The organism is Humitalea rosea (genome assembly GCF_003253705.1).
Taxonomy (GTDB): Bacteria; Pseudomonadota; Alphaproteobacteria; order Acetobacterales; family Acetobacteraceae; genus Humitalea; species Humitalea rosea.
This window is the reverse complement of record NZ_QKYU01000014.1, coordinates 18,191-40,781: the sequence shown is the minus strand read 5'-3', so window position 1 is coordinate 40,781 and position 22,591 is coordinate 18,191. Positions and strand designations below refer to the sequence as shown.

Genomic DNA, 22,591 nt, shown 5'->3' with positions numbered 1-22,591 from the left:
TATACGTCCGAAACATACCTTGGATGCATCGAGCGTTTCACAACGGTCAGTCAGCCGCCTATGCGGGGGCGGTTCGCCGCGGCGTCCATCGGCGGGGTCTCGGGCCGGCGTATCCCGGCCCAGTGCCAGCCGCCGCCTGGGCGGCCCTTTCGCAGCCATTCCTGCAGCGCCCAGACCGCGCGCGCGGCCCGCCCGCGCAGCGCGGGCACGCCGAACCCGATGCCGCCGGCGAAGGGCAGGAAGGGATTGCTGCGGCTATAGGCCCAGATCGAGATGCGGCAGGCGCGCCCCTCGCTCACGCCCCGGCGGTGGAAGCCGCTGGTGTCGGCGACGATCAGCGTGTTCGGGGCCGCCGCCAGCTTGCGCGGCGCCGGATAGCCGAGCCGCGCAAGCTCATCCTCGGAAATCCGCAGCGAGCCTTCGGCGGTCAGCCGGTCCCGCCCATCGCGGGCCGTCAGCGAGACCCGGCGTTCCCAGGCCAGGCGCCGCCGGTTCGCCTCATGCGAGCCCGGCACATAGGTGAAGGCGGCCGCATCCGCCTCGACCTCGGTCAGGAAGAACCAGGATTTCACGGTCGGGTGGAAGGTGTCGGAATGGTAGTGGCTCTGAACGTCCGGCACATCCTCGCGGAAGCGGCTGAACACGGTCTGGATCGACAGCCGCGGAAACCGCCGGAACGAGCCGACATAGGCCAGCAGGTTCAAATAGCGCGGACTGGACAGCACCGAGGCCGTCACCGGCATCCCCGGCAGGGTCATGGCATCCAGCGGGAACAGCCGGGTGAAGGAATAGCCGTCGATGAATTCCCGCGCCGGGGCCTCCAGCGACAGCACCTCGGCACGCATTGCGGCGAAAACCTCAGGCGGCAGGAAATCGCGCTTCACCAGATAGCCATCGCGCGCGAAATCCGCGCGGTCCTGCTCGGACAACAGCGGCGCCAACTGTGCCCGCCGGCGTTGGCCCATCCGCGCCGCCAGCCGCCGCCGCGCCACATGCAGCCCCATCCGGTTCAGCCAGGGACTGCCGATGACGATATTGTCGCGGAAGGATTTGGCGCTGGTGGCGACCCCGATCGCGTGGAGTGGTGCCCAAAGCCATCTGGCCCAGCCTCTCATCGCACCCCGCCCGATCATCGCCGGGCGAAATGCCCGGCCCCAGTCATGCGAAATTACGGCCGGGCAATCAACCGCCGCGGCTTCAACTCTCCGCCGGTTCGAGGTCCACGCCGACATGCAGCGTATGCCGCCCGCCCCCCAGAATCACGCCCCGCAGCGGAGAGACATCGGAAAAATCGCGGCCCCAGCCCAGCACGACATGCTCGGTGGAGACCACGCAGTCATTCGTCGGGTCCAGATCGACCCAGCCGTGCTCGGGCCCCATCCAGGCGCCGACCCAGGCATGGGACTGGTCGGCGCCCCGCATCCGGACCCGCCCTGGTGGCGTGTAGGTGCGGATGTAGCCGGAGACATAGCGTGCCGGCAGGCCGAGCCCGCGCAGCCCCGAAATCATCGCGTGCGAGAAATCCTGGCAGACCCCCGCCCTGGTGGTCATCACATGCTCGACCGAGGTCGAGATTCCCGTCACCCCCGGGCGATAGGTGAACTCGCGCCGGATGCGCGACATCACCTCCAGCAGCCCCTCCAGCACCGGCCGCCCCGGGGGGAAGGACTGGGCGGCGAAGGCCCGTGCCGCGGGCACGATGGGGACCAGCGGGCTTTCGAACAGGAATTCGGCGACCTCGCCCGCGGCCTCGGCCACGACCCTTTCCCAGGGTGGGGTCGTCTCCGCCGCCGGCGGCGGCGGGAAGCCGGACTCGACCTCGGCTTCGCTGATCACCTCGAAGCGCTCATGCGGACGGTCGAGGAACAGCCAGCTCACCACATTGCCGAAATGGTCGGTGCCCGTGGTGATCCGCGCGGCCTCCGGCACCGACCGGATGGTGGCGGACAGCACCTTCTGCCCGGGCATCTCGCGCGGGGTCAGATGCAGCATATGTGTCGCCATATCGACCGGCCGGGCATAGGTGTAGGTCGTTGCATGGCGCAGCCGCCAGCGGGAGGTCATGCGGCCCCCATCAAGGGCCGGTCCACCGGCGCCAGCGGCGAGCCGATGGTCTGCACCGCCGGCAGCAAGGCGAAGTAGCGCCGGGTGACGCTGTCCGAGAGCGCCCCGATCGCGGCCCGCAACGCTTCCAGCCGCGGCGGCAAGGCGGCGGCGGCCACCGCCTGGTCGGGGGCATCCACGATGCCGGCGGCCATGGCCTCGACCTCGGTCTGCAAGGCGCGGGCGGCGCGCACCAGCTCCACCTCGGTGCCATCGCTGATGCTGGACAGGCGGGCGCGGATCTCGGCGCATTGGAAAGCGATGCCGCGCGGATTGCCCGGGTCGGCCAGCACCAGATCCAGCACCGGCGCGGCCTGCAGGGTGGTGAGATACCGGCTGCGATAGGTGATCACGCTGTCGCAGAGGTCCAGCGCCAGGCGCAGCGCGGTCTCCTGCCGTGAGGGCGGCTCCTTCAACGCTTCGGCCAGGACCATGCTGGTGGCGGAGGCGCGTTCCATCCGCCGCCCGAGGTCGAGGAACAGGAACCCGCCGCCGCGCACCATGTTCTCGGCTGCGGTGCCGGCGACGGCGGCGCAGAGCCGCAGCAGCGTGCCGAGCCCCTCCTCCAGGGCGTCCAGCCCCCGGGCGGCGCGCAGATCGGCCATGGCGTGGCGCAGCGGCTGGCTGAAGGTCGCATACATCTCGCCGGTCAGGCGGTCGCGCACGGCCTCGGTCAGCCGGGCGACCTCGGCGGCGCGATGGGCGAGCGGGCCGCCCTCGCGCGCGGCGCGGCTGATCGCGGTCAACATGGGGCCGGGGCCGGCGCCGCTCGGCGCATCCTCGGGCGAGAGCAGCTTGGCGCCGATCAGGCAGCGCGCGACGGCGGCCAGATCCGCAAGCTCCCGCGGGCTCGGGTCACCCCGGGCGCCGCGCGAGGCAGCCAGCCGCAACAGCCGTGCCGAGCTTTCGAGCCGCTCCACATAGCGCCCGAGCCAGAACAGATTGTCGGCGGTGCGGGAGGGCAGGTCACCGGCGGTGCGGCGCACCGCGATCGGCGGGCCGGAAGTGATGGCGGGGCCACGGATATCGGCACGGTCCTCGGTCAGCACCCAGACATCCTTCGCGAGGCCGGTGCCGGGCAGGCGGCCGCCCAGGGTTTCACCCTCGCGGAGCACGCGGGCCATGCCCCCGGGCAGGCAACGCCAGCCCACGCCGTCATGCACGAGGAACATCCGCAACTGCACCGGCCGGGGTTGCAAGCGCCCCGCCGCCACGACCGGCGCCACAGATCCGCCGGGCGTCCGGGTCGCGACCCATTTCGCCGGATCCTCCGCGACCTGGCGCGAGAATCGCGCGCGTTCCGCCAAATCGAGTGCCGCGGGATCGGTCGCCGCCGCATTGCCGTCGAGCGCCGGGCGCAACAGCCAGCGCTCCGGCGCCTCCTGCAGATCGGCGAGGATGCGGGCGGCGGTCCGCGGATCGGAGAGGGCCAGGGTTTCGGCCTGCGGCAGCAGCAACTCGGTGCCGAGCAGGCGCGGTGCCAACGCCGCCATCACGGTCGCCCAGGCGGGCGCCTCCATGACGCCGGTGCCGGGATCGTTCACGATCCGCACCGCGCCATGCCGCGCGGCATCAAGCAGGCCCGGCACGCCGCGGCTGCCGGTGGCGCCGAACTCCACCGGGTCCATCCGGCGCCCATCCAGCCGCCGGATCAGCACATCGACCGGCTGCAAACCGGCCAGGGTCTTGATGAACAAGGCGCCGTTGCGGACCGTCAGATCGCCGCCCTCGACCAAGGCGCAGCCAAGTTCACGGGCCAGCAGCAGATGCTCGAACCAGAAGGGGTGGCGCGTGCCCGGGGTCAGGATGGCGATGGCGGGATTGCCGCCGGCATGCTGGCCGAGGGTGGTCAGGCTGTCCTGCCAGGCATCGAAGAAAGCGCGCAGCGGCCGCGGTGGCGAGGCGCGCAGCGATTCGGGCATCGCCCGGGCCACCTGGCGGCGGTTCTCCAGCACCAGGCCGAAGCCGGCCGGGCGGCTGGTGCGGTCGCAGACCACCATCCACCGGCCATCATCCCCGCGCATCAGATCGGCGGCATAGGCGCCCATCAAGGGCGCGCGCGCGCGCATATCGGGCAGGCTGGCGCGGCAGGGCCGCAGGAAACCGGGGTTGGCGAAGATCAGGCTGGGCGGGATCAGCCCTTCGGCCAGCAGCTCCTGCGGGCCGTAGAGATCGTCCAGAACGGCCTCCAGCAGCGTCGCGCGCTGGGCCAGACCGGAAGACAATGTGGCGAATTCCGCGCCTGAGATCGGCAGCGGCACCGGGTCGCAGCGCCAGGCGGCCTCGGCCCCCGGCAGCAGGCTGCCGATGCCATCGGCGGCGAAGCCGGCATCGAGCCGGCGGGCGCGTTCGGACAGGCCATCGCCGGGCAGATCGGCCAGGGCGCCGATCAGCCCCTGCCAATGCGGCCGGATTCGGCCGCGCCCATCCACCATCTCGTCGGTGCCGGACGTCATGCGCCGAACGTCACGCGCCGGACCTGAAGGCAGGCATTATCGGCGGGTCGCGGCGCCGTGGGGCGGGCTCCAGTTGTCTTTGGCGTCACATCGCGGAAACTGTCACGCTCCGCGTCGCAGGTCGAGGGTTCTGGGCTGGTCCCGCCCGGTGACGACCCGTGGTTCCGGCATCGGCCCCGGCGTATGGCCGAAGGGCAGGAAGCGCGAACGCCGCCTCGCCTCTGCCTCGTTCGCATTTACCGGGAAGGTGTCGTAGTTCCGCCCGCCCGGATGCACGACATGGTGAGCCATCCCGCCGAGCGAGCGCCCGGTCCAGCGATCGAACAGATCGAACACCAGCGGCGTCTGCGCCTTGATGGTCGGATGCAGCGAGGACGGCGGGGACCAGGCCTTGAAGCGCACTCCCGCGACGAATTCCCCCGCCGTCTCGGTGGCGGAGAGCGGTACGGCCAACCCGTTTACGGCCAGCACATGCCGTTCCGGCACCAGGCCGCGGGCCTTGATCTGCAGCCGCTCGGCGCTGCTGTCCACGTAGCGGACGGTGCCGGTCGCGGTATTTTCCTCCGGCAGCACATGCCAGGGCTCCAGCGCGTGGCGGAGTTCCAGATGCACGTCCCGAATCGTGGTCTCGCCGACCAGGGGAAAGCGGAATTCGGCATGGGGGGCGAACCAGGCCGGGTCCATCGGGAAGCCGGCGGCGCCGAATTCATCCAGCGCATCGGCGAGATCGGCCATGCAGTAGTGCGGCAGCAGGAACTCGTCATGCAGCCGCGTGCCCCAGCGGACCAGTTTGCGATCCCAGGGCTTGTGCCAGAAACTCGCCACCGCCGAGCGCATCAGCAGCATCTGCGCCGCCGACATCTGGGCATGGGGCGGCATCTCGAAGGCGCGGAACTCCACGAGGCCGCGCCGGCCGCCGGGACCATCCGGGCTGTACATCTTGTCGATGCAGAATTCGGTGCGGTGGGTATTGCCGGTCATGTCGGCCAGCAAATGCCGGAACAGCCGGTCCACCGCCCAGGGCGGGGCTTCCTGGCCCGGCTGGATGCGGGAAAAGGCGATCTCCAGCTCGTTCAGCGTGTCCATCCGCGCCTCATCCACGCGGGGATGCTGGCTGGTGGGGCCGATGAACAGGCCGGAGAAGAGGAAGGACAGCGAGGGGTGGTTCTGGAAAAACCCGACCAGCGACTTCAGCAGATCCGGCCGGCGCAGGAAGGGGCTGTCGGCGACCGTCGCCCCGCCCATGACCACGTGGTTGCCGCCGCCGGTGCCGACATGGCGGCCGTCCATCATGAATTTTTGGGTCGCCAGGCCGACCTGCCGCGCTTCCTCATAAAGCTGCTCAGTGCGTTCCACCTGCTCGGCGAAGCTGGCCATGGGGTGGATGTTCACCTCGATCACGCCCGGGTCCGGGGTGACGGAGAAATCCTGCATCCGATCGTCGCCCGGCGGCAGATAGCCTTCGAGGAAGATCTTCTGGCCCATCTCGGCGGCGGTGGCCTCGATCGCCGCGACCAGTTCCAGCCAGTCCTCGGCCGCCTGCAACGGGGGCGCGAAGATGTGGATCAGCCCGTCGCGCGGCTCCACCGCCAGCGCGGTGCGGACCGCTTCCAGATCCTCCTCGCCGACTTCGGGCAGGTCCTGCGCAACGGGGCGGAAGGCGGGCGACAGCCCGGGCACCGCGACGCGGTCGCGGATCATCTGCTGGCTGGGCAGCGGTTCCTCGGGCGCGAAGGGGTCGTGCGGCTGGTCGGCTTCCTTCGCCAGGCTCTCGTCCTTGGCCCAGGGCAGGCTGTCGAGCGGCAGGCGCAGCCCGATCGGGCTGTCGCCCGGCACCAGGAACATCGGCGAGGCCTCACCCTCGGCGTCACGGAAGAACCAGTGCCCCGACTGCCAGCGCCGCTGGCCGGCTTCCTTGACCCGCCGCAGCGGCAGCACCGAGCCCACCGAAGCGGCCAGCCCCTGGCCGAAGACCCGCGCGAGCCGGGCGCGTTCCAGCGGATCGCGCAGCTTGGCGTCCTCCACGACCACATTCGCGGGCAGGCGGTGCTCGCGCCAGAGGTAGTAGTGGATGTCCTCATGCGCCGGGATGACCAGCGCGGGATCGACCTGCAGCCGTTCCGCCAGCAGCGCCGCGAAGCGCGCGGCATCCTCGGGCGTCGCGGTGCCTTTGTCGTCGTCGGAGGCGAGCAGCGCGGGGTCGGTCCAGACCGGCTCGCCATCCAGGCGCCAATGCGCCGACAGCGTCCAGCGCGGCAGTTGCTCGCCCGGGTAGAGCTTGCCCATCCCGTGATGCAGCACCGCCCCCGGCGCCCAGAGCGGCGCCAGCCGGCGCATCAGCCGCCCGGCCATGCGCCGCTTGGTCGGGCCCATCGCGTCGGTGTTCCACTCCGCCCCTTCCATGTCGGTGGCGGAGACAAAGGTCGGCTCCCCGCCCATGGTCATGCGGACGGAGGAACGCTCCAGTGCCGCATCCACCTGGCGGCCGGCCGCCTGGATCTCAGCCCAGGTCTTCTCGGTATAGGGCTTGGTCGTGCGCGGCGTTTCGCGGATGCGGGTGACCGACATCTCGAAGCCGAATTCGACCTCCGCCTCATCCATCAGCCCGCTGATCGGGGCGGCGGACAGGGGCTCGGGGGTGGAGGCGAGCGGGATATGGCCCTCGCCCGTCATCAGCCCCGAAGTCGCGTCCAGCCCGACCCAGCCGGCGCCGGGGAGGTAGACCTCCGCCCAGGCATGCAGATCGGTGAAATCGCTGGTCGGGCCTTCCGGGCCTTCCAGCGGCTTTTCATCGGCGACGAGCTGGATCAGGTAGCCCGAGCAGAACCGCGCGGCGTAGCCCAAATGGCGCAGCAGCTGCACCAGCACCCAGGCGCTGTCACGGCAGGAGCCTTGTGCCCCGCCCAGCGTTTCCTCCGGCGTCCAGACGCCGGGTTCCAGGCGGACGATATAGGCGACCCCCTCCTGCACCATGCGGTTCAGGGCCACCAGCATGTCCACGGTCCGCGGCGCCCCACCGCGCGGGACCGCGTCGATCAGCTTCTGCAGATGCGGGCCGGCGGGTGCCGCGCGGCGGAAGGGGGCGAGTTCCTGCTCCAGCACCGGGTCGTAGGTGAAGGGGAAGGTCTCGGCCTCCGGCTCCAGGAAGAAGTCGAAGGGGTTGATGGTCGCCATGTCGGCGACGAGATCCACGGTCACATCGAAATGCGTGACCCGCTCCGGGAAAACCACGCGGGCGAGGAAATTGCCCTGCGGGTCCTGCTGCCAGTTCAGGAAATGCGGCTTGGGCGAGATCGACAGGCTGTAGGAAATGATCGGCGTTCGCGCATGCGGCGCGGGCCGCAGACGGATGGTCTGTGGCCCGAGGTTGATCGCCCGGTCGTAGCGATAGGAGGTCTTATGCGTCAGCGCGACATGCAATGGCATCGGGCATCCCGGTCGATCATTGGTTATCGTAATGCATAGCGACCCGGACGCCCGCCGCTAAGCCCTCAGTTTGCCGACCGCTGCCTTTGGCTCAGTAGCCGCGCGCGAGATCGACCGGAAACAGCAACTCCCGCCCATTTTCGAGGCGGTCGAAGTTCTCCAGCACCAGCCGCGCCAGCGCCTTGCCATTGGGGGCGGCGGCGATATGCGGCGTCACGGTGATGCCGGGATGGGTCCAGATCGGGCTGTCCTGCGGCAGCGGTTCGGTCACCATCACATCCAGATGCGCGTGGCCGATCTGACCGGCGTCCAGCGCCGCCAGCAGGGCGGCCTCATCCACCTGCCCACCGCGGCCCGCCGCGACGACGACGGCGCCCCGCGGCAAAGCGGCCAAGGCGGCGGCATCGAGCACGCCGGTGGTCTCGGCGGTCAGCGGCAGCAGCACCACCACGGCGCGGCAGCCGGCGAGGAAGGCGTGCTTTTGGTCCGGTCCGGCGAAGGTCTCCACACCAGGCAACTGCCGCGCGCTGCGCGACCAGCCGCGCACGGCGAAGCCGAGGCGGGCGAGGTGCTCGGCCAGGCCCACGCCCAGCGCGCCGAGGCCCATGATCCCGACCGGCCAGGTGGCGGCGTCGATCTGGGGCATGCGCTGCCAGTGCTTCTCGCGCTGGAAGCCGTCGTACATGCGGTGCTCGCGCAGCTCCCGCAGGATGGCGTGCAGGCAGTGCTGCGCCATGCCCTGCGTCACCTCATCGGCAACGACGCGGGCGAAGGGCAGGTGCCGGGGCAGCGTCGGGTCGGCCAGCATGTGGTTCACCCCGGCGCCGGTGCCATGGATCAGCCGCAGGTTCGTCAGCCGCGCGAAGGCGCCGGTGGGGGCGCGGAAGGCGACGATGCAGCCGATCTTCTCGGGCTCCGGCAGGTCGGGCCAAAGCGCGATCGGCCGGTCCCCGGCCAGTTCGAGGAAGGCTGCATGCATCGAGGCCTTGTCGGCCGGCATGGGGCAGAGAAGGATTCCGCGGGCGGGGGGTTGGTCAGGCACAGTTGTTATCCCTTTGAGCTTTGAGCGGCCATCCAAGCGGCTCTGCCGGATCGGTGACACCGCCACGCGCGATATCGGCGATGCCGCGATCGGTCAGATGCGGCCCCGGGTTGCAGGCCAGCGACACCCCCGTGAGCCCGCGGAACACCGCATAGGGCGGCTGCCAGGCGATGACCCGGTCAGCGGCGGCGCGCAAATCGGCGAAGGCGCGGGCCGTCTCGGCCGCCGGGGTTTCCGCCAGCAGCCCGGCGATGGGCAGCGGCAGCAGGGTCAGCCGCCCATCCGGTTCCATGACCGCCATCCCGCCCCCGGCCGCGATCAGCGCATTGGCGGCGCCGGCCATCAGCGCCGGGTCGCGGCCGAAAACCAGCAGGTTGTGGCTGTCATGGGCGATGGTGGTGGCGACGGCGCCGGCGATCTCGCCCCAGCCGGAGATCAGCGCCACGCGCGGCACCGCATCGGCACGGCCATGGCGATGCACCGAGGCCAGCAGCGAATGGCCCGGTGGCGGGGCGGCGATACCGTCGCACACCTCGGCCTCCGCCTCGCCCCAGGTCGTGAAGCGCGCGCCGGCGACGACCGGCAGCCGCACCCGGCCCGACGGCACACCGCGCGGCCGCAGCGCCAGCGCATCGGCGGCCAGCGGGGCGAGATGCATGCTCTGCCGCAACCCCGGCGGCGGGCGCGGCGCCTGGGTGGCGGCCGGTTGGCCCGCGACATAGCAGCGCGCGACCGCAACCGTCGCCAGATCGGACAGCGCCACGATATCCGCCGCCCGCCCCGGCGCCAGCAGCCCAATGTCATCCCGCTTCAGCCGCAGCGCCGCATGCAGCGTGGCGCAGCGGATCGCCAGCATCGGCGGCATGCCGCGGGCGATGACGCGGGCGACGGTGTCCCGCAGCCCGCCCTTGGCCACCAACTCGTCGGGAAAGACGTCATCGGTGCAGAGCACCAGCGTCACCGGGAACACCGGCAGCGCCATGATCGCCGCCACCACCTCGGGCAACAGAGTGTCGTGGCTGCCGCGCAGTTCGACCGTCAGCCCGGCGCGCAGTTTTTGCAGCGCATCCTCGGCCGAGGTGATCTCATGGTCCGAGGTGACGCCGGCGGCGACATAGGCCTGCAAGCCGGCGCCCGAAAGCCCGCGCGCATGGCCATTGATGTTGCGCCCCGCCGCCATCCCGGCCGCGACGATCCCCGCCATGCGCGGGCTGGCCGCGAGCACGCCGGCCATGTCCATGACTTCGGCGATGCCGCAGACGCCCTCCCATCCCAGCATCTCGGCCATCTCCGCCGGCCCGATCTCGGCCCCGGCGACTTCGAGACCGGGGGCGGAGGGCACGCAGGAGGGGGCGGCGATCAGCGTGCGGAACGGCACCCCCCGCGCCGCATCCCGCGCCCAGGCCACACCCGCCAGCCCCGCGACATTGGCCAGCTCATGCGGGTCCCAGACGCCGGTTGTGGTGCCGGCGGGCGCGACGACGGAGGCATAATCCGCCGGCGCCATCAGCGAGGATTCGTAGTGCAGATGGCTGTCGATGAAGCCCGGCGCCAGCACCAGCCCGGTCATGTCGTCGATCGCCGCCGCATCCTGCCGCGAGCCCGGCGGATGCAGGCTGGCGATCAGCCCGTCGAGGATGCCGATATCGGCGGCGCGCAATTCGCCGGTCGCGACATCGGCGATGGTGCCGCCCGTCAGCAGCCGGTCGAAGGGCGCCTCGCCCTGCGCCGCCGCGACCAGCCGCGCGCGGCTCACGGCCTGCGGCCGGCGCTCATCGCCAGCGTCATCTCATCGGTGCGTGCCTCATAGGTGATGCCCGCGCGCATCGCCCAGGTGTTCACCTGGAAATACAGCGGGATCAGCGCCGTCTCGTCGCGCAGCGCCATGCGCGTCGCCTGCTGCGTCAGCCGCGAACGCTCCGCGTCATCCATCGTCGCGCGCGCCTGTTCGATCACCGCATCGATGGCGGCATTGGAGAACCGCCCGCGATTGGCGGTGCCGAGGCCGAGCGTTGTGTCCCAGCTATGGATCTGGGTTTCCAGCATCCCGAGCACTTCCGGATTGGGCGAGAAGCCGGCGAGGTTCACCGAGTAGCGCAGCTGTGCTGCCTCGGAGAGCCAAAGGCCGCGCGGCTTGGTCTGGACGGTGGTGACGAGCCCGACACGGGTCCAGAACTGCGCGATGGCCTGCACGACCTTCTCATCATTCACATAGCGGTCGTTGGGGCCGTTCACCTGCACGGCGAAGCCCTGCGGCAGCCCGGCCTCGGCCAGCAGGCGGCGGGATTCGGCGGGGTCATAGGGATCGGGGGTGAGGTCGGGCGAGGTGCCGAAATACCCCGGCGGGCCCAGGTCGCCCGAGGGCAGCGCCTGGCCCTGCATCACATTGCGCGCCAGCGCGTCGCGATTGATCGCCAGCGACAGTGCCCGGCGCACCCGGCGGTCGCGCAAGGGGTTGGCCAGCGGCCCGCCGTCGCGGGCATGGACGAAGGGGGTGGTTTCGCGGTCGCTGTCCAGGGTCAAATAGATCAGGCGGTTCGACGGGCTTTCGGCCACGGTGAAGCGCGGATCGGCCTTGAGCTGGGCGTATTGGTCGGAGGGCACGATCTCGATCAGATCGACGTCACCGGCCTGGAGTGCCGCGGTGCGGGCGCCGGCATTGGGGATCGGGCGGAATTCGACGCGGGCGAAGGCGGGGGCGGGGCCGTTGAAATCCTCCCGGCGCTCCATCACCGCCACGCCGCCGGGGTGCCAGGAGACATGGCGGAACGGGCCGCTGCCCACCATGGCGCGGCCGGAATTGTAGTCGGCGGTGGTCGCGGCGTCGCCGACCCGCTCGCTCACGATCATCACCAGCGAGAGGTAGTTCGCGAGCAGCGGCGTCGGCGCCGTGGTGCGGATGAGGATGGTGTGCGGGCCGGATTTCTCGACCGACTTCACCGGGCGGGTATAGGCGCGGAGCGAGGAGGGCGAATTCGGCACATCCCCGGCGCGGAAGATGCTGAAGGCGACATCCTCGGGCCGCACCGGCGTGCCGTCGGAGAAGGTCGCCTTCGGGTCCAGCGTGAATTCCCAGGTCAGCGGATCGACCACGCGCCATGATGTGGCGATGGCCGGGCGCAGCACCTGGCCGGCATCCTGCTGCACCAGCGGCTGGAACCAATGCCGCGCGAAGGCGAAATTGGTGATGATGCTGGCGAAATGCGGGTCGAGGCTGGTGGTCGTCGCCTCGATGCCGATACGCAGGGTCTGGGCCTGCAAGGGGGCCTGCACCGGCGCGGATGCCAGGGCCAGGGTCGCAAGCAGGAGGGCGCGGCGCATGTGGGGGGATCTCTCGCGGAATCCCGGTAAAACTGGCAGCATCCCGCCCATGTCGCAACGTAGCTCGCCCGAGGCCCTCGGCCCCCTGGTTCCCGCCATGACCGCCTGGCGGCGGGACATCCATGCCCATCCCGAACTGGGCTTCGAGGAGCACCGCACGGCGGCCCTCGTCGCGCGCGAGCTGGAGGCCGCCGGGATCGAGGTCACGACCGGCATCGCCGGCACCGGCGTTGTCGGCACCATCCGCGGCACCGGTATGGTCGAGCCGCTCCGCGGCGCCGGTATGGTCGAGCCGCTCCGCGGCAGGGCCGGCAACCGCGCGATCGGGCTGCGGGCGGACATGGACGCGCTGGCGATGACCGAGGTGACCGGCGCGGCCTACGCCAGCACGGTGCCCGGAAAGATGCATGCCTGCGGGCATGACGGGCATACCGCGATGCTGCTGGGCGCCGCGACCTTCCTCGCTGCCAATCGCGACGCCTTCGCCGGCACCGTGCATCTGATCTTCCAGCCGGCCGAGGAAAGCCTGGGTGGTGCCAAGGCGATGCTGGAGGACGGGCTGTTCGACCGCTTCCCTGTCGATGCCGTCTATGGTCTGCACAACCTGCCTGGCCTGCCGCTTGGCATCGTGGCCGTGCCCAAGGGCCCGGTGCTGGCCAGCAGCGACACCTGGCAGGCGAGTTTCACCGGCCGCGGCAGCCATGGTGCCAAGCCGCATCAGGGCACCGATGCGACCCTGGCCGCGGCGCAATTCATCGCAGCCCTGCACAGCATTGTCGCGCGCGAGGTCGATCCGCTGCGCACCGCCGTCGCCTCGGTCGGGCACATCGCTGCTGGCAATCCGCGGGCGCCGAATGTCATCCCCTCCGAGGTGCATCTTGCCGGCACCGCCCGCGCCCTGGCGCCGCTGGAGCGCGACCTGTTGGAACGCCGCATCGGCGAATTGGCCCATGGCATCGCCGCGATGCATGGGCTGGTGGCCGACTACCGCTATATCCGCCGCCTCTCCCCCACGGTGAACCATCCGGCGCAGGCGGCCTTGGCCTATCGCGCCGCCCTCGCCGCCATGGGCGAGGCGCGCGACGACCATCCGCCGATCACCGCCGGCGAGGATTTTTCCGAAATGCTGCTGGCACGGCCGGGCGCCTATGCCTGGCTCGGCACTGGCGATCCCCCGCATCCGGATGGGCAGCACCACAATCCGCATTTCGATTTCGTCGATGCCGCGCTGGCGCATGGCGCGGCCTGGTGGTGTTCGGTGGTGGAGACCGAACTCGGGTGATTCCGGCAATCATCGACTGCGATCCCGGCACCGATGACGCGATCGCGCTGTTCCTGGCCTTGGCGATGATGGAGGTGCGGCTGGTCACTGTCTCCGGCGGCAATGTCCCGCTGGCGCGGACGCTGGCGAATGCGCGGGCGCTGGTGGGCATGACCGGGCAGGCGGTGCCGGTGGTGGCCGGTGCGGCGCATCCGCTGATCGGCGCGCATCGCGACGAGGCGGCGGTGCATGGCGCCGATGGTCTCGGCGGCGTGGTGCTGCCCGAGGGGCCGCCGGCCACGCCCGGCATCGCGGCCGACGCCATCCGCGCGGTGCTGCGCGATGCCGCACCCCGTTCGGTCCATGCCATCGCGCTGGCGCCCTCGGCCAATCTCGCGCTGGCTCTGGCGACGGAGCCCGCACTGGCGGGGCGGTTGGCCTCCATCTCGGTGATGGCGGGCGCCTGGGGGGAGGGGAATTGGACGCCCTCGGCCGAATACAATGCCGCCATGGACCCCGAGGCGCTGGCGATGCTGCTGGCCGTCGATGCCCCGGTGACGCTGGTCACGCTGGACCTGACGGCGCAGGCGTTGGTCACCCCGGCACGGCTGGCGGCGCTGCCGCGCACGGGGGTTTGCGCGCGGGCGGCGGCGGCGATCCTGGGCGCGGTGCCGCCCTCCCGCCGGTTTTCCGGGCGCGGCTTTGCCTTGCATGACCCTTGTGCCGTGGCGGCGGTGCTGGAGCCCGGGCTGTTCGGCTTCCGCGATGCGGCCGTGCGGGTGGACAGCGGCGATGGCGCCGCGCGCGGCCGCACGCATATCGACCGCTGGGGCCGCACCGGCGCGACACCCAACGTGCTGCTGGCCGAGGCCCTGGACGCCGATGGCTTCTTCGCCATGCTGGGCCAAGCCCTTTCCCAACTGCCCTGACGGAGCCTGCCCGCATGGAGCCTTTCATCGCCGATCTGCTGATCACCGGTGGGACCGTTGTGAACGAGACCGGGCGCTTCGTCGCCGATGTGGCGGTGAAGGATGGGGTGATCGTCTTCGTCGGCCATCCGGCGCTGGCACCGCGCGCGACGCGCGTGCTGTCGGCCCAAGGCCGCCATGTGATTCCGGGCGCCATCGACACCCATGTGCATATCCGCGAACCGGGCATGACGCATAAGGAGGACTGGCGCACCGGCACCCGCGCCGCCGCGGCCGGCGGCGTGACCACCATCTTCGACATGCCCAACACCGACCCGCCGACCTGGAGCCTGGAGGCGCTGGCGATCAAGCGCGAGGCCGCCGAGCGGCAGGCGGTGGTGAATTACGGGCTCTACGGCCTGCTGGACGAACGCGCGCTGGAGGCGATCCCGGACCTCGCCGCCGCCGGGGTGATCGGGTTCAAGCTGTTCTACGGCAACACCACCGGCAATCTGCCGGCGCCGAATGATGGTGCGGTGCTGGAGGGGTTCGAGATGCTGGCCCGCCTCGGCCTGCGCTGTTCCATCCACGCCGAGAACTCGCCCATGCTGTTCTGGCGCGAGAAGCGGATGCAGGCGGCCGGGCGCGACGACGACTACGCGCATTGGTGCGCGCGGGCGGATATCGTCGCGCTGGAGAGCCTGAACCGCTCCATCGTGCTGTCGGAATGGACCGGGGCGCGCATCCATATCGTGCATGAATCCTGCGCCCGCTCGGTACCCATCATCCGCGACGCGAAGGCGCGCGGCGTTCCCATCACCGTGGAGACCTGCCCGCAATATCTGTTGCTGGCGGCCGAGGATCTGACCGGTGCCCAAGCCGGTATCGGGCGGCTGAACCCGCCGATCCGCGAGGGCGCGCAGCGCGAGACGCTGCTGGCCGCGCTGCGTGACGGCATCATCGACATCCTCGCCACCGACCATGCGCCGCATGCGATGGCGGAAATCTCGCGCCCCTCGATCTGGGACAATGCCTGCGGCTTCCCGGGCGTCGAGACCTCGATGCGGCTGATGCTGACCCTGGTGGCGGAGGGGCGGTTCACCCTGGAGCAATACGTGCGCTCGGCCTCGGCCGCGCCGGCGCGGGCCTTCGGCCTCTATCCGCGCAAGGGCGTGGTGCAGCCGGGGGCCGATGGCGATCTGGCCATCATCGACCTCGCCGCGCGCGGGACCATCCAGGCTGGCGCGCTGCACAGCGAGCGCAGCCGCTTCACCCCTTATGACGGCATGCGGACCATCGGCCTGCCGGTCGCGACCATCGTGCGCGGCCGGGTGGTGATGGAGGATGGCGTGGTCGCGGAGGCCGCCGGCTGGGGCCGCATGGAGCGCCCCGCGATGCCGGCCCCCGCGCCCCGCAACCTCGCCACCACGACCGAGGCGATCCTGCGCCCCGGTGCCATGCCCTTCTGAGGCTCAGCCGCGCCCGACAAAAGGCATCTTGGAGGCCATGATCGTCATGGTCAGGATGTTCGCTTCCAGCGGCAGCGAGGCCATGTGCAGCACCGCCTCGCCGACCTTGGCGACATCCATGCGCTCCTCGACCATGCGGGTGCCGTTGGCCTGGGGCACGCCCTTGGTCATGCGTTCGGTCATCGGCGTCGCCGCATTGCCGATGTCGATCTGTCCCGCGACGATGTCATGCGCGCGGCCGTCGAGGAAAATCGACTTGGTGAGGCCGGTGATCGCATGCTTGGTCGCGGTATAGGGCGCGCTGAACGGCCGCGGCGCATGGGCGCTGATCGAGCCGTTGTTGATGATCCGCCCACCCTTCGGGTCCTGCCGGCGCATGATGCCGAAGGCGGCGCGGGCGCAGAAAAACGCCCCGTTCAGATTGGCCGCGACGGTGCCGAGCCAATCCTCATCGGTGATCTCGTCGAATTCGACCGGCGGCGCGCCGCGCCCCGCATTGTTGAACAGCAGGTCGAGCCGGCCGAAGCGGGACTGGACCTCGGCGAAGGCGGCCTTGACGCCAGCCACATCGCCGACATCCGCGGTCAGCGGAAAAGCGTGGTCGCTGGCGCTGCCGGCGAGGCCCTGGGTTTCCAGCAGCGGCTCCAAGCGGCGCCCGAGCAGCGCCACCGTCCAGCCGGCCCCCAGGAGAGAGAGGGCGGCTGCGCGCCCGATGCCGGTTCCGGCGCCGGTGACGACCGCCGTGCCGATCATTGCCTTGCTCATCTGGTGTTCCCCCGATTGTTTCGGCCGCCATGGTGCGGGGGCACCGCGGCGCTGTCCACGGGGACGGGGGCTATTCCGCCGCACCCATCCGCGTGCGTGCCATGCGCTGATGCGCGGCAAGCCAAGCCTCCAGCAGCGGCAGCGTCGCGGCGGCCGTCTCCAGCAGGCGCTGCAAGGGGCTGGTCGAGTCCCCGCCGACGCGCTGCACGGACTGCAACCGCTCGGCCGTCATGGCCAGGCGCCGTGCCCCGAGGGTCCGCGCCGCGCCGACGAGCCGGTGCGACAGCGCCCGCAGCGTGGTGGCATCGCTGGCCGAGCGCATCATCGCCGTGACCTCCCGCATCTCGGCGATGAATTCGGCGATGATGCTGCCGCCCGAGCCGCCGAGATCGGCCGACAAGGCCGCCAGTACCGTTTCGTCCAGCAGCATCGGCTCAGCATTGGAGATGATGGCGCGTGGCACGCGGGGCTGGGAGAGCAGGCGCGAGACCTCCCGCACCAGCCCGTCGCGATCCACGGGCTTGGAGAGGTGGCCATCCATGCCCGCCTCCCGGCAGGCCGCGACCTGGTCCGGCAAGGCCGAGGCGGTAACGGCCAGGATGGGGATATTCCCCTTGGGGGCGGGCAGCGCGCGGATGCGGCGGGTGGATTCCATCCCGTCCATGACCGGCATCTGCAGATCCATCAGCACAATATCGTAGTCGCCGGCCTCGACCATCGCCAAAGCCTCGGCGCCATCGGCGGCGGAGGCGACCCGGTGTCCGGCCGCCGAGAGCATCGCCTGTGCCACCAGACGGTTGGCGGCCAGATCATCCACGACCAGGACATGGGCGCCGACCACCGGCTCCGTCGGCTCTGAGGCCGGAACGGGCAAGGCACGCGACTGCGCCATCGGCTCGGCGGCCGCCAGCGGCAGCTCGACCCAGAAGATCGCACCGCCGCCCGGGGCGGAGTCGCAGCCGATGCGGCCACCCATCAGGCTCACGAGGCGGGCGGAGATGGACAGCCCGAGCCCGGTGCCGGCGGCCTCGGCCGAGCGATCGGCCAGTTGCACGAAGTCGCTGAACAGCAAATGCCGCTTTTCGGCCGGCACACCGGGGCCGCTGTCCTGCACTTCGAAGCGGATGGTGTTGCCGCGATGCAGGGCGCGCAGGATGACCGCCCCGCCCTCGGGGGTGAACTTCACGGCGTTGGACAGCAGGTTCAGCAGCAACTGCCGCAGCCGCGTCGGGTCGGTGATGATGGATTGTGGCAGCCCGCCCGCGACATCCAGCCGCAGCGTCTGCCGCTTGCGCGCGATCTCCGGGGAGAGCAGCGCCGAGCAGCCATCCAGCAGCGGGCGCAGCATGGCCGGGCGCGGCTCCAACTCCAGCTTGCCGGCGTCGATCTTGGATAGGTCCAGCAGCCCGTTCACCAGCTCAAGCAGGTGACGTCCGGCCGAGAGCAGGATCTCCACCTGCCGGCGCTGCTCCGTCGATAGCGTCTGGTCTGCCAGCAGGATCTGGCCGAAGCCCAGTATGCCGTTCAGCGGTGTCCGCAGTTCGTGCGACATGCGCGAGAGGAAGCGGCCCTTGGCCTCGGCGGCCTCGGCGACCTCGGCCATGGCGCGCTTCAGCGCGGTGATGTCGGTGCGGATGCCGACCACGCCGCCGTCGGGCGTGGTCCGCTCGGTGATCATCACCCAGCGGCCATCCGGCAGCAGCCGTTCCATCGGCGGGAAATTGCCGCGATGCCAGGCGTCCATATCCGCCAGGAAGGCGTCCAGATCCTCGCCCGCCTGGGGATACTGCCCGACGCGGGCGCCGCCGCGCATGATCTCCTCAAAGGTCGCGCCCGGCGTGATGAAGGCGGCCGACATCGCATACATTTCGCGGTAGCGGCTGTTGCAGGCGACCAGGCGGTCCTCATGGTCCCAGATGACGAAGCCGCCCTCCATGCTCTCGAGCGCATTGTCGAGCATGGTGCGCCAACGGGTCCGTTCGGCATCCGCCCGGTCGCGCTGGCGCAGGCCAAGCAGCACCGCGACGGTCAGCGCCAGGACCAGCGCGCCGAAGCCGGCCGAAACCAGGGCGCCGCGCTTGGCGTCCTCGCGCCAGTCGGCCAGCACCGCGGCTTCGCGCACCGAGGTGGAGATCATCAGGCTCGGGTAGAGCGTCTGGCGGGTCGCCATCAGCACCGGCTCGTTGTCGAAACGGCCAATGACGGATTCCACCCGTCCGCCCGGGGCCGCGAGACTGGCGGCGGTCTCGCTCAGCCGTCGGCCGATATGGGTCTCGTCATGCGGGGAGGAGGCGAGGACGGTGCCGTCCTCACGCTCGATGACCATCCGGAAGCCGGTCGCATCGCCCGCGGTCGAAGCGAGCAGCGAGGAGAGCAGCGACACCGGAACCTCGGCCGCCGCGAGCAACGGCCCGAAACCGGTCAGGTTGATCCGCCGGGCGAGGAAGATCGCCCATTCCCCGGTGGCGGGGTTCCGCACCGGCCCGCCGATCATCACCGATCCCGAACGCTGTGCCACGCTGAAGAGCGGCCCATCCGCGGCCAGTGGCAGCGGCCGGCGTCGGGAGACCGGCAAAGCGGTCGCGACCGGCAGCCCGTTCTCACCGACAAGAACGACGTCGCGATAGGCGAAGTTCTGGTTGATCAGTTCACGCAGCACGCGCGAGACGCTCGAGGGATCGAGCCGCCCGTCGCGAATCAGCGGCGCCAGCATCGCCGGCAGACCGGTCAGCATCGCATCGACCTGCACGAAGTTGCGGTTGACCGAGGCTTCGACGCCGCGGGCGACGCGCAGGACGGATTCCTCCGCCGTCGCCAGCGCTGCGTCGCGCGCCTGACGCATCAGGTAATAGGTGCCGATCGACTGGGCCAGCAGAAGCAGGACGGCCGCGCCTATGACGTAAAATTGGGTACGGCGCGGCTGGATCATCGAAGAAGTCCTATTCCCGGGCTGTTAGGCCGAGGGTGGGCGCCATGTACTTGTTCCAGGACTCGACGCAATCGATGCCGCATCGACTGACCCAGCCGGGAAGGACGACATCGGTCAGCAAGGCACGGCGGCGGGCTTCATCGGAGGGGGCGGCGGGCACCAGGGTCAGCCTGCCCCGTACCGAGCCCTGGCAGCTTGGCTGCCCGGTCGCACAGGCGATGCCATCGCCGGTGTCGCGTTCAGCACCTTCCCAGATGGCGGCCTCCAGATCGGCAAGACCGGCACGGATGATGGTCCGATCCGCCTCAGGCAGGGCTTCCCAGGCGGAGACATTCGCGCCGAACACCGACACGCCCCAGTTCAGCGCGATCGGTGAGATATGGGTCGTTACCTGATGCAGCCCGATCGCCATGCCCGACAGCGTGCCGGTGACGGCGCATTCGACCACGCCGGAGCGGATGGCGCCGACGATCTCGGCGAAGGGGATGATGACGGGCGTGGCGCCGAGGGCGGCGAAGACTTCCGCCTGGCCCACGGAGGAGGCGCGAACCCGGCGCCCCGCCATGTCCGACAGCCCGCCGAAGGCGCGGTTGCACCAGATGACCTGCGCCGGATACGTATAAACGGCGAGCAATTCGACCGAGTAATCCTCCCGCAGGCGCTCCTGCAGACGCGGCCGGAACAGCGCCATGGTCCGGCGCAGGCTGGCCATGTCGGGGCTCAGCACGGTCAGGTCGGGGATGCTGAACTCGGGCTCATCCGTCGCGATTATGGCCAGCAAGGCGGTGCCGAAGGGCACGACGCCCAGCCGCATCAGTTGCAGCATCTGCTGCGCGCGGAAGCCGGCGCGATCGAAGGGGCCGATTTCCGCCGTGATGCGGCCGCCGGTCAGTTCCACCACACGGCTGCGCCAGAAAGGTTCTTCGAAGCGCGTGTACTGTGACACATCGGCAAGCCCGCCCATCACGCGCAGGCGGATCGGATCGGGCGGATCGGCCGAGGGGGCAGGCGCCTGCGCCATCGCCGCACCTGCGGTCACCGCCAGCAGCAGCGCCATGAGAATTTGTTGCTGTATCGCATGAATCCAGTTGCGCGGCTGGCGGGCAGGCGCACAATCAGTTTGGCGCGCGGGAGCGGCATCAGTTTCGAAGGTCATGTCAGGCAATGACCATGGGATGATATGGCTCCGGAATTTCGATTTGATCGGGCATCAAAACCCTCAATGGTCCGGTGGACAGCGCCAAACCGAGCCTGTGCACAGTTAACAGTCATCCGATGACGGCTGCAACCATTCCGCGTGCTTTCGCCCGGGGCTTCCTGCCGTGACAAGTTGAAGGCAGTGTCCGGCTTCAGTTTTTAGGGCAATCATCATGTCGGGGGCGATCATCAGCCATCGGGGGGGCTCCTTTCTTTGGCCCGAGAATACTCTTCTGGCATTTAGCAATACCTATGCCATGCCTGTCGAGCAGGTGGAATGCGATGTCCATCTGACCGCGGATGGAGAGCCCGTGGTCATTCATGATGCTCTGGCGGATCGCACCACCGATGGGCGCGGGCCGGTCGCCGCGATGACCGCCTCCGAGGTCGCGCGGCTGCGGATCCGCGGCGCCGGGCAATTGGGCGTGCCGAGCCTCGCGGCCGTGGCGGCGCTGTTCGCGCGGGGGCGGATGCTGCTGCGCGTGGAAATCAAGCCCGATGCCACCGGCCGGCCCTATCCGGAGATCGTGCCGCGGGTGCTGTCGGTCCTGGTCGATGCCGGGATGCTGGGGCGCAGCCTGATCATCGCCTTCGATGCGCCGACCGTGGCCGCGGCCTGGCGGGCGGGCGGCCTGGCCGGCGCGGCCTGGCTGGTGGAGCCCGCGACGCTGCGGGGCCTCGGCGTGGCCGGTGTGGCCGCCGTCGCCCTGGCCCACGGCCTGCCGGCGGCGGAGACGGGAATCGCGGCGGCCGATGCCGCCTATGTGGCGGCGATGCGGGCCGCGGGGCTCGGCTGTGGCGCCTGGGGCGCCAACCATGCCGAGACGATCGACCGCGCGCTGGCGCTGGGCCTCGATGCCTTCGCGACGGACGACCCGGCGCTGGCGCTGGGCCGCCGCGCCCTGATCGGTCAGGCGTAGGGGTAGCGGTGCTTGCCTTCGGGCGAGAGGGTGAAGATCTCCACCCCCGTCTCGGTCACGCCCACCATGTGCTCGTATTGCGCCGAAAGGCTGCGGTCGCGGGTCACCGCGGTCCAGCCGTCGTCGAGGATCTTCACCTCCGGCCGGCCGGCATTCACCATCGGCTCCACCGTGAAGAACATCCCCGGCGCCAGCACCGGGCCATCGCCGGCGCGGCCGAAGTGCAGCACATTCGGCGGCGCGTGGAAGCTGCGCCCGATGCCATGGCCGCAGAAATCCCGCACGACGGAGAAGCGGTGGCGCTCCACATAGGTCTGGATCGCCGCCCCGACCGCGCCGAGGGTCGCACCGGGGCGGATCGCCGCGATGCCCTTCATCATGGAGTCATAGGTGACATCCATCAGCAGCCGCGCCTTGGTCGAGGGCTCGCCCGCGGCATACATGCGTGAGCTGTCGCCGTGCCAGCCGTCCAGGATGACGGTCACGTCGATGTTCACGATGTCGCCGGCCACCAGCATCCGGTCGCCCGGGATACCGTGGCAGACGACGTGGTTGATGCTGGTGCAGCAGGATTTCGTGTAGCCGCGATAGCCGAGCGTCGCCGGCACCGCGCCATGCGCCAGCGTGAAGTCATGGCACAGCTGGTCCAGCCGGTCGGTGGTGACGCCCGGCACGACATGGGGCGTGATCATGTCGAGGCATTGCGCCGCCAGCCTGCCGGCGGCGCGCATGCCCACGAAATCCTCGGGGGGATGAAGAATGATGCGGCGGTTTTCCGCCCCGGCCTGTTCCAT

General features: G+C 70.3%; 15 protein-coding genes. 4 read left to right on the top strand and 11 right to left on the bottom strand.

From position 1 onward, the window contains the following. Nucleotides 1-50 precede the first annotated feature (50 nt). The 7 genes from C8P66_RS13105 to C8P66_RS13075 form a co-directional block, all read right to left on the bottom strand. On the bottom strand, nt 51-1,115 hold the full coding sequence (locus C8P66_RS13105; RefSeq protein WP_158537240.1) for a phytanoyl-CoA dioxygenase family protein: 1,065 nt from the start codon (nt 1,113-1,115) through the stop codon (nt 51-53). 82 nt (nt 1,116-1,197) lie between these two features. Continuing rightward, nucleotides 1,198-2,064: a transglutaminase family protein gene (locus C8P66_RS13100; protein ID WP_111398726.1), complete on the bottom strand. Its 867-nt coding sequence runs from the start codon at nt 2,062-2,064 to the stop codon at nt 1,198-1,200. Then, nucleotides 2,061-4,559, bottom strand: coding sequence for a circularly permuted type 2 ATP-grasp protein (locus C8P66_RS13095; RefSeq protein ID WP_111398725.1), 2,499 nt, complete (start codon nt 4,557-4,559; stop codon nt 2,061-2,063). Before C8P66_RS13095 ends, C8P66_RS13100 begins: the two co-directional genes overlap by 4 nt. A 102-nt stretch (nt 4,560-4,661) precedes the next feature. Next, a complete protein-coding gene (locus C8P66_RS13090) occupies nt 4,662-7,985 on the bottom strand; it encodes a transglutaminase family protein (RefSeq protein WP_111398724.1) in 3,324 nt (1,107 codons plus the stop codon). A 91-nt stretch (nt 7,986-8,076) separates the two neighbouring features. Continuing rightward, complete coding sequence (locus C8P66_RS13085) at nt 8,077-8,985, bottom strand: NAD(P)-dependent oxidoreductase (RefSeq protein WP_111398723.1); 909 nt, start codon at nt 8,983-8,985, stop codon at nt 8,077-8,079. Between the two features lie 34 nt (nt 8,986-9,019). Further along, on the bottom strand, nt 9,020-10,783 hold the full coding sequence (locus C8P66_RS13080; RefSeq protein ID WP_111398722.1) for an adenine deaminase C-terminal domain-containing protein: 1,764 nt from the start codon (nt 10,781-10,783) through the stop codon (nt 9,020-9,022). Continuing rightward, nucleotides 10,780-12,348, bottom strand: a complete 1,569-nt coding sequence (locus C8P66_RS13075) for an ABC transporter substrate-binding protein (RefSeq protein ID WP_245903500.1) — start codon at nt 12,346-12,348, stop codon at nt 10,780-10,782. Before C8P66_RS13075 ends, C8P66_RS13080 begins: the two co-directional genes overlap by 4 nt. A gap of 49 nt (nt 12,349-12,397) precedes the next feature. On the opposite strand from C8P66_RS13075, the gene C8P66_RS13070 reads away from it, so the two are divergent. The 3 genes from C8P66_RS13070 to C8P66_RS13060 are packed head-to-tail and all read left to right on the top strand — an operon-like array spanning nt 12,398 to nt 15,986. Further along, the gene (locus C8P66_RS13070; RefSeq protein WP_245903498.1) at nt 12,398-13,630 is read left to right on the top strand and encodes a M20 aminoacylase family protein; all 1,233 of its coding nucleotides are present in this window, start codon (nt 12,398-12,400) and stop codon (nt 13,628-13,630) included. Continuing rightward, nucleotides 13,627-14,538 carry a nucleoside hydrolase gene (locus C8P66_RS13065; protein ID WP_111398720.1) on the top strand — a complete coding sequence of 304 codons (912 nt, stop codon included), beginning with the start codon at nt 13,627-13,629 and terminating at the stop codon, nt 14,536-14,538. The genes C8P66_RS13070 and C8P66_RS13065 overlap by 4 nt, the downstream gene beginning before the upstream one ends. A gap of 14 nt (nt 14,539-14,552) precedes the next feature. Then, nucleotides 14,553-15,986: a dihydroorotase gene (locus C8P66_RS13060; RefSeq protein WP_111398719.1), complete on the top strand. Its 1,434-nt coding sequence runs from the start codon at nt 14,553-14,555 to the stop codon at nt 15,984-15,986. 3 nt (nt 15,987-15,989) lie between these two features. Here C8P66_RS13060 and C8P66_RS13055 read toward each other — a convergent pair whose 3' ends face one another. From C8P66_RS13055 to C8P66_RS13045, 3 genes are all read right to left on the bottom strand, one after another. Beyond that, on the bottom strand, nt 15,990-16,751 hold the full coding sequence (locus C8P66_RS13055) for an SDR family oxidoreductase (RefSeq protein WP_111398718.1): 762 nt from the start codon (nt 16,749-16,751) through the stop codon (nt 15,990-15,992). Between the two features lie 70 nt (nt 16,752-16,821). Next, nucleotides 16,822-19,680, bottom strand: a complete 2,859-nt coding sequence (locus C8P66_RS13050; protein ID WP_111398717.1) for an ATP-binding protein — start codon at nt 19,678-19,680, stop codon at nt 16,822-16,824. 10 nt (nt 19,681-19,690) lie between these two features. Next, nucleotides 19,691-20,737 (bottom strand): TRAP transporter substrate-binding protein, encoded by a 1,047-nt coding sequence (locus C8P66_RS13045; protein WP_111398716.1) that lies wholly within the window; start codon nt 20,735-20,737, stop codon nt 19,691-19,693. A gap of 313 nt (nt 20,738-21,050) precedes the next feature. Here C8P66_RS13045 and C8P66_RS13040 point away from each other — a divergent pair, with 313 nt between their 5' ends. Further along, nucleotides 21,051-21,797, top strand: a complete 747-nt coding sequence (locus tag C8P66_RS13040) for a glycerophosphodiester phosphodiesterase family protein (RefSeq protein WP_111398715.1) — start codon at nt 21,051-21,053, stop codon at nt 21,795-21,797. Here the strand turns inward: C8P66_RS13040 and map are convergent. Continuing rightward, nucleotides 21,788-22,591 carry a type I methionyl aminopeptidase gene (map, locus tag C8P66_RS13035; RefSeq protein ID WP_111398714.1) on the bottom strand — a complete coding sequence of 268 codons (804 nt, stop codon included), beginning with the start codon at nt 22,589-22,591 and terminating at the stop codon, nt 21,788-21,790. The genes C8P66_RS13040 and map overlap by 10 nt on opposite strands.

Coding starts and splice junctions, on each gene's coding strand:
- C8P66_RS13105 (WP_158537240.1), bottom strand. CDS start 1,115: ATGAGAGGCTGGGCCAGATGGCTTTGGGCACCACTCCACGCGATCGGG.
- C8P66_RS13070 (WP_245903498.1), top strand. CDS start 12,398: ATGTCGCAACGTAGCTCGCCCGAGGCCCTCGGCCCCCTGGTTCCCGCC.
- C8P66_RS13045 (WP_111398716.1), bottom strand. CDS start 20,737: ATGGCGCTGCTGCTGGCGGTGACCGCAGGTGCGGCGATGGCGCAGGCG.
- C8P66_RS13055 (WP_111398718.1), bottom strand. CDS start 16,751: ATGAGCAAGGCAATGATCGGCACGGCGGTCGTCACCGGCGCCGGAACC.
- C8P66_RS13085 (WP_111398723.1), bottom strand. CDS start 8,985: ATGCCGGCCGACAAGGCCTCGATGCATGCAGCCTTCCTCGAACTGGCC.
- C8P66_RS13090 (WP_111398724.1), bottom strand. CDS start 7,985: ATGCCATTGCATGTCGCGCTGACGCATAAGACCTCCTATCGCTACGAC.
- C8P66_RS13075 (WP_245903500.1), bottom strand. CDS start 12,348: ATGCGCCGCGCCCTCCTGCTTGCGACCCTGGCCCTGGCATCCGCGCCG.
- C8P66_RS13100 (WP_111398726.1), bottom strand. CDS start 2,064: ATGACCTCCCGCTGGCGGCTGCGCCATGCAACGACCTACACCTATGCC.
- C8P66_RS13095 (WP_111398725.1), bottom strand. CDS start 4,559: ATGACGTCCGGCACCGACGAGATGGTGGATGGGCGCGGCCGAATCCGG.
- C8P66_RS13060 (WP_111398719.1), top strand. CDS start 14,553: ATGGAGCCTTTCATCGCCGATCTGCTGATCACCGGTGGGACCGTTGTG.
- map (WP_111398714.1), bottom strand. CDS start 22,591: ATGGAACAGGCCGGGGCGGAAAACCGCCGCATCATTCTTCATCCCCCC.
- C8P66_RS13040 (WP_111398715.1), top strand. CDS start 21,051: ATGTCGGGGGCGATCATCAGCCATCGGGGGGGCTCCTTTCTTTGGCCC.
- C8P66_RS13050 (WP_111398717.1), bottom strand. CDS start 19,680: ATGATCCAGCCGCGCCGTACCCAATTTTACGTCATAGGCGCGGCCGTC.